4 protein-coding genes are annotated in these 7,533 nt (G+C 53.3%); all 4 read right to left on the reverse strand.

All coding sequences use genetic code 11. The features are described from left to right. Nucleotides 1-49: 49 nt before the first annotated feature. From Q4E93_RS28610 to Q4E93_RS28625, 4 genes are read right to left on the reverse strand one after another with little or no spacing between them, the layout of a single operon-like run. On the reverse strand, nt 50-4,381 hold the full coding sequence (locus Q4E93_RS28610; protein ID WP_303591236.1) for a thioester reductase domain-containing protein: 4,332 nt from the start codon (nt 4,379-4,381) through the stop codon (nt 50-52). 18 nt (nt 4,382-4,399) lie between these two features. Then, nucleotides 4,400-5,158: an SDR family NAD(P)-dependent oxidoreductase gene (locus Q4E93_RS28615; RefSeq protein ID WP_303591238.1), complete on the reverse strand. Its 759-nt coding sequence runs from the start codon at nt 5,156-5,158 to the stop codon at nt 4,400-4,402. A 9-nt stretch (nt 5,159-5,167) separates the two neighbouring features. Beyond that, the gene (locus Q4E93_RS28620) at nt 5,168-6,781 is read right to left on the reverse strand and encodes an MBL fold metallo-hydrolase (protein ID WP_303591240.1); all 1,614 of its coding nucleotides are present in this window, start codon (nt 6,779-6,781) and stop codon (nt 5,168-5,170) included. A gap of 55 nt (nt 6,782-6,836) precedes the next feature. Continuing rightward, the gene (locus tag Q4E93_RS28625; RefSeq protein WP_303591242.1) at nt 6,837-7,532 is read right to left on the reverse strand and encodes a thioesterase II family protein; all 696 of its coding nucleotides are present in this window, start codon (nt 7,530-7,532) and stop codon (nt 6,837-6,839) included. Nucleotide 7,533 lies beyond the last annotated feature (1 nt).

Below are 7,533 nucleotides of genomic sequence, written 5' to 3' on the forward strand. Positions count from 1 at the left end.
TCAATTCTGTACAATCTATTTTATAGAGTGAATGTCCGGTTATGATACATCAGTGTTCGTTTTTCACCGGATCTGCGGCAGCCTGCAGCCAGTCAACTTTTCCCTGAAGAGCGGGTGGGTGAAAATAGTCCATGTCTATCCCCTGGCGGACCATATGTGAGAACCAGCCGAAGTCGGTTTCAGGGAAATACAGTCCCGATCTTGCGAGGGTATCGAGCGAGCGGCCGTGCAGGTAGATGGTCTTCCTGGGGAAGTCCATGCTGCGGAGAACCCAGGTTCGCATAAGATGCACTATTTCCCTGTCTTTGGGAGGGCCGTCGAATGCTGCAACGGCTTCTTCAAATGTGTCCATATCTACTGCTTCAATGGTATATCCCATTTGTTTCAGCATGACCGTGATCCTGCCGAATGAAAGGTACTGGGGGTTTTCCAGGTGCAGGCACTGCATATCGGTTCCAATGAGGTCGAGGCTGAGGCGTACCAGGGCCCTGGCCACGACGTCCACATAGGAGAAGGAAATTTTTTCCTGGTAGTCCGCGGGTATTTTCCCCAGCAGGAGCATCCCCTTGATGAGCTGATACACCCTGTTTTGTTCGGGATTGCACTGGAATCGCCCCCGCAGGGAATCGGCGGCAATATGTCCTGTCCGGTATATTTTGCCTTTACCGCCCTGGCTAAAGAATGTCCTTACTATTTTTTCCGCTTCGAACTTAGTCCTTTCATAGTCGGAGATGAAGGATTGCCCCTGGTCCAGGCTGTCCTCGTCAAAGTCGGCCGTTGTCCTGGCATCCAGGTAGCCGCTGACGGCGAGTGAGGATACATAGTGTATCTCCTTTTGTTTGCCGGAACGGGCGAGGTCAAGGAGGGGCTGCAGGGGGTCTGTATTGATGGTTTTCAGGCGCGCGTAGTCTCTCAGCAGGTTGACATCCGCAGCCGCATGGAGGATCAGGTCCACGTTCTCCCTGAGAACGGCATATTCCGTCTCTTCGATTCCCAGGCGGTGTTCCAGCAAGTCGCCTTTGAGTATGGTAACGCGTTGCAGGCCGTCTTCCGTCCAGTCGTCGAAATAATAGTTCAGGCGCTCTTTAAAACGGCGTTCAGCCCTGGCCTTATTTTCTCCCCGGACGAGGCAATAGATATGAATGCCTGGATACTTCAGCAGTTCGTGGACCAGGTGGATGCCCAGGAATCCTGTCGCGCCGGTCAGCAATACATATTTGTGAGTTATTCCCGGCAGGCGGTGGGGGAAGCGCAGGTAATACAGTGGTTGTCCCACGGAAGGGAGGTTGCTGTCCAGCAGAAGGGGCGCATATAAGGGGAGCATGGGGTGTTTGTCCTTAAGGAAATCCCGTACGTTATCCAGCATGGTATGTGCGAGGGCTGCGATGCGGACGGCGTTGAAGCGGGGTGTCTGGTACTGGATATCCGCGATGAGTGCGGTCCCGACAAACCGGCATGTGAAGGAAAGGCTGTATTCGAGCAAGGCTTCTCTGTCACGAGTGGGGCCCGGGTTAAAGGCAGCCGGATGCAGACGGAGGCTGTTATTGCCAAAGTATTCGGGGAAGGGCCCCAGGTAATTAAACCGTATGTCGGCGTGGTCGGTCGTCGCGTGCTGCTGATGGGGTTGCATGTTGAGCCGGCGGGCTTGTTCGGCTTTTGTTCTTAACAACGCGTTGCATTGTGCCGGCGTAGTATTGGAAGGAATAAAATTTACGGGCAGGGTAACGGACCACCAGGCTACCGAGCGGCTTACATCCGGAAAGGATGTATGGTCGGGCCTGGCATGGAATTCCACGTCGATGGATACCTCCTGCAGGCCGAGCTCATGGAGGACGGACCTGGCGAAGGCGCCCAGCAGGTAGTCACCGGTGGTGAGGGCGCCCGTCTGTTCGTCGGAATGTCGAAGGGCTTTTGCCATTTCTTCAGGCAGCTGGATGCAACATACCTGGGTGCTGGTCGGCACGCCGAAGGTATGTTGGCGGGGTGGCAATTTCACCGGCAGGGGGATGCGTTCCGGCAGGTGCCTGCCATTTTCCTGAGGGGAATGCCGGAGATAACTATAGAACAACTGGACCGTGTTTTCGGGATTGACGGCAGGCGTTATTCCCCGGAGTATCTGTTCATAATATTCCGGCAGTTCATCCAGGATAATATTCCAGGAAACGACATCGATTGCCAGGTGATGACAGACCAGGTAGAGGTAATCTTTGCCAGCAGGGTCTACAAATACTTGGGCGCGGAATAACCTGCCTTTTCCGATGGACATTTCCTTAAGCAGGCGAACGGTCGTTTGGCGAACCTGGAGGCTGGCAGGCATCCTGTTGTCGAGGATGGTAGTACCCAGCTCCCATGCGCCGGCATCTGTTTTGCCTTCGTTGTCAGGGTCCTCCTTTGACAGGAACCGGGCCGTCAGCTGGGTATGTCCCTGCAAGACGCAGGTGAGCGCCATGGCCATTTCCCTGATGTGTATCTTGTTCTCCGTTTCCAGCAATATACTCTGGCAATAGGTATTCATCGACAGACTGGTCTGCAACAAAAAGGACTGCTGTGACCAGGTCCGGCCGTCCTCGTACGGAGGAATGAAGTCAGCGGGCTTCGGTTGGTTGCCGGGTCTCAGTGAGATAAAATCAGCGAATATTGGGTACCTGTTGAGATCCCGGATATGTACTTTATAGCCGAATCGCTGGAGCCTGCCAATCATCTGTATCGCCAGGAGGGAATCGCCTCCTGTCTCAAAAAAGTGGTCTGTCTGTTGGATGGTGTTCTTGTCAAGTGCCTTTTTCCAGGCCATCAGTACCTGGTCTTCCCATGGGTCAATGCCCGTGTGTTGTCCGTTAAGACTGGCATCGGCAGTGCCGGGTCCCGGGATGGAAAATGCTTTTTTAAGAGAAGCCAGGTCGATCTTTCCGTTGGAGGTGAAAGGGGTGTGGGTATAAATATAGATCTCCGACGGCACTTTACTGGCCTGTACTTTCCGGAGCAGCCAGTTCCTCAGTACTGCCACCTCCAGGGACCTCCCATCAATCAGACGGACGTATGCTTCAAGGCTGTTATGCGCGGTTTTGCCGGACAACTGTACGATGGCGTTTTCCACATCGGGGTGGGTCGTCAGCAGGAGCTCGATCTCACCCAGCTCGATACGGTACCCGTTCACTTTAACCTGTCTGTCCATGCGATAGAGGAATTCATAATTGTCGTCATCCAGCTTTCTGCAAATATCGCCCGTACGATAGAAGGGTTGTCCGGCACCGTCCAGGGACCGAGTAAAGAATTTCCTCCGGGTTTCTTCTTCATTGTTGAGGTAGCCGGGACTGACACCTGGTCCGCCTATGCATAATTCCCCGGTGACCCCTTCCCCCTCGAGGAAGCAGGTGCCTTGCCCCAGCGGCCGGCCTATGGGCACCGATGCGGTCATATCTATGTATGGGTACGAAAGGGTAACAGGGAACATGGTAGCGCCGATGGTGGTTTCGGTAGGTCCGTAATGATTATACAAGTGGCGGCATAAGTCCAGCGAGAATATTTTTTTTACCATCGGCCAGCTCAGTTTTTCTCCGCCCAGCACCAAATTGTCAATGGGTTGGCGGAGGCGTCTGCCGCCTTCTACCATGGAAAGGAGGTGCGAAGGTGTGATCTTGAGCAAAGTTATCCTTTCTTTAGCCAGTATATCTTCGAAGAGGTCGGGATCGGTGGCCTCTTCTTTATTGAATATCCTCAGCAGACCCCCGGCCGCCAGCGCTACGCAGAGGTTGGTTAGTCCCAGGTCGGCGGCGAATGTGGTGACATGCGCGGCAACAACCTGCCTTGGCCGGCCCAGCCGTTCATAAACGGCCTCGGTATAATGCAGGACGTTCCGGTGACTTATCCGAACGGCTTTGGGGATACCCGAAGTGCCGCTGGTAAGCAGGATGTAGCAAAGAGGATCAACGGGAATGTCCAGCGGTATCTTATATTCTCCCTGTAATACGGCGGGGAGCAGATCGGCGGGATCCAGCCCTGGCCTCTTGCCAGGGATCACTGAAAGGTCATGCTCTTTTTTATCCAGGATGATCCATTGCGGAGAAACAGCTTCAATTTTCAATGCGTTTGTTTCGTGGCCATCTTCCTGGTCAAGCATAACGGGTATGCCGCCGCAGCATTGGATAGCCCAGAAAAGGAGGATGCTTTCCGCATTCTTCCTGCTTATGCATACGATGCGATCGCCGGGACGGGCCCCGATGGAAGAGAGCTTTTCAGCAGCCTGGCGAGCTGTCCTGTACACCTCGTCATAGGTATATGAGCGACGGCTGTCCTTCAGGGCAGGGCTATCCGGGGCTTTTCCCACGACCCATTCCAGCAATCCAACCAGGTTTTTATGATCAAATGATATTCGGTAGTCCATAATTAATTGAAGTATATTTTACGGATATGCCTGACGGGTAGGTCGAATGGAGACATTATCGAGATGTACGTTGCCGGGCAGGCCTACCAGGAATTCGATCACGCCCGCGATGTCATCTGCCGTCAGGACCGGGCCGACCTCGCGCGCATACTGTTCGAACCATTCGGAGTCATAGCCTGCGGTCTCCTGAAAATTCGTTCTTACCAGGCCGGGTTCGATAAGAGATACCCGTATGCCCCGGGGCGCCAGTTCCCGGCGGAGGGCCTCCGTCAGTCCGTGCGTGGCGAACTTGGTGGCGCCATACACCGGGTTGAAGGGGGATATGTTCCTGCCTACGCTGGAGCCTATGACGATGATATCGAGTGGGTGTTGAACGAAATCCCTTTCAGGGCGGGCCTGTTCAAGCATGGCTTTGCCTATCTCCCTCAACTGGTGCATGGTGCCGAGGACATTGGTGCTGATAAGCGTGTCCCAGTCCTCCGTACGCGAGCCGATCACTGTTCCGCGCAGGCCACGGCCGGCGCTGGCGACGAAAATGGCCGGCGGCGCCTGCCATGCATTCAGACATTCCTGTATGCAGGCCCTTGTGACCCCGCCGTCGGAAATATCTCCGCATACTATCCTCGCCTGATCGCCGATCTGGTGCGCCAGGGTTGCCAGCCGGGTTTCATCCCGGGAATTAAGCACCAGCCTGATGCCCTTCCCGGCCAGGCGCAGGGCCGTCGCCCGGCCTATGCCGGAACCTGCACCGGTGATGATCGCTGTTCTTTTTTCCATTTGTATATTTTACACCATTTCGGCCACCTTGTTATACAAAAGTTCTTTTTCCCCATATAATCTTTCGGCGATGATACCCCTGGCAGAACACTCTTTTACCAGCATATCGGATTGAACAATGGGATGGGATTCCTTGGTATACCGGATGCTGCTGATGAATTCCAACCAGGGTTCCTGACCCATGGCGTATACATAGGCCTCCCTGGGATGAAAAATGTCCACGAGATGCATGCCCTTTTCAAAATCGGATCCCGACAACCGTCTGGACCTATCCTTGTCCCGTTCCAGGTCCTCCGTCAGCAACGGTCCGTAAAGCCAGGTCAGGGGCGCGCCCTCACATTCCATTCCCAGGAAAAGGACATCGATGTCACCTGTCAGCCGGTGAACATGTTCATATAGTTTCCGTTCCAGTATCCGGGAATCAGCCACAAACAGGAAAGTGAACTGGTCTAAAGCCACATGATAGCATGTTTTTGCCCGGACGTTCAGATCACTGTGTTCGCCCGTGAAAGGAACCCCGGTAATGGTACAATTCCCGAGGCGTATCTGTTCCAGCTCATCGATCTCAATGACATTGTCAAAGCCGATGGCGTTAAATGCCAGCTTCAGGCTAGGGTCCTGCAAGGCCCCGGTGGTCGTCCTGGGCACGATGATATTACCTATCTTATGACGCATAGGCAATAATGTTTCGAGCAAGATATGGTCCTGGTGATTATGCGTGATCAGTACATAATCGATAGTGTCGGGTATGTCGACGTCTGAAAAATGAGCGACGCTGGATTCATATCCGTAGTAGCTGATAAGCGGGTCGACCAGAACGCTTACTTCCCTGGTCTCTATAAGTATGCAGGCATGCCCGAAATAACGCATGCGAACGTAGGGGCCTTCATACCTGCGATAAGTAGGATACTCCTTTTGTGTAAAGAAGGTATCAAAAAGGGGCCGGTCTTCACCGCGCACGCCCAGCAACGCAGCTACCTGGCCTATGGAGCCTTTCTGCCGTTTCATCCTGCCCAGCGCGTCGATGCCAGGGTGGTCGAAAGGCAGATCAAGATGCAGGACGTGCGGTTCTTCCAGTCTCGGTGTGCTGAGGCAGAAGGGTCTTTCGTCATTCTCCGTCAGCCACAGGGCAACGCTTTGGGAAGACTTATCATAAAATTCGCTCTTGTACAACAGGGATTCGAATACCCTGAAGGATGGATGGTTATTAAGGTCATATACCAGTTCGACATATCCTTTAAGTATCTCCGGCACTTTGGGGTACAGTGATTCCAGTGAAAAACCCTTAGCGTGGGATTTTAGCATCATATCCAGCTCCTTGATGGCCGCGGCGAACCGGATCATCTTATCCTGCCTTTCCAAAGTCCTGTCGCGGAGCTGCTTTATGGCTTCGACACGGGGTTGCTTATAATCCATGAAAGGCCCTCCCAGCATCATCGGGTTCATGACGGCCGCGGCATGAATCTGCGGGGACTGGATGTAGGAGTTCATTATTTTCAGGTGTCTGCCTACGATATTCATGGCCGCCGTAGCCGGGGATATCAGGTGCGACCATGCGTACCAGTTATCGATCAAGGGCTCCATGACCAAATTTGGTTTCAGATAAAAGAGACCTTCGCTCATAGTTGATTTTTTAATTTTAATAAATTTCGGGAGGATGGGCGCCTGGCTACAGGGACTACCCTAGCATATACCTGTAGCTTTGTTTGATGATACCGGCTATCGTATGCGGATGTTTATGTATAAAAAAATGGTCGCCTCCCAGGATCCTGTAATCGAAGCGGGCGTTGGTGAAGCGTCCCCAGTTGTCTATTTTTTCAACATTCTCTTCTTCACTTCCCATTATTGCGAAGAGAGGTATACTGACTGCCGGTTCATGGGCGAGCTCATTCCTTTCCGCGATTTCAAAATCGGCTCTCAGGATGGGTTCGAAGAACTCGAACATTTCTCTGTTCTCCACGAGCTCCCTGGGCATACCGCCCAATTTGACCAGTTCTTCTACAAAAGCACTACTCTCCAACAAATAACGTTTCTTGTCGTCGCGGATGCCGGGTCCGGGGTTGCCGCTGACGAAGAGGTAAAGAGGTGCCTTCCCACAGCGGGCAGCCATATTGGAAACCCGCAGAGCCAGGTAAGCACCCATGCTATGGCCATAGATCATGAACTTGCGGGTGACAAGCCTGTCCATCAGCTGTTGGAAAATATCGGCGGCGGCCTGGTCAAAATCCTTCAGCAGTTCTTCTTCCATGCGCCGCCCTCTTCCCGGCAGTTCCAGGGTAACCACATCGAAATCGCTCAGCATAGAAGCAATAAACTGGAACGAATAACAGTTGCCGCCGGCGAAGTGTAGCAGGAAAAGCTGTGATCTTTCCACG

The sequence above is a fragment of the Flavitalea plasmicola genome (assembly GCF_030546645.1).
Lineage (GTDB): Bacteria > Bacteroidota > Bacteroidia > Chitinophagales > Chitinophagaceae > Puia.

Coding starts and splice junctions, on each gene's coding strand:
- Q4E93_RS28610 (WP_303591236.1), bottom strand. CDS start 4,381: ATGGACTACCGAATATCATTTGATCATAAAAACCTGGTTGGATTGCTG.
- Q4E93_RS28620 (WP_303591240.1), bottom strand. CDS start 6,781: ATGAGCGAAGGTCTCTTTTATCTGAAACCAAATTTGGTCATGGAGCCC.
- Q4E93_RS28615 (WP_303591238.1), bottom strand. CDS start 5,158: ATGGAAAAAAGAACAGCGATCATCACCGGTGCAGGTTCCGGCATAGGC.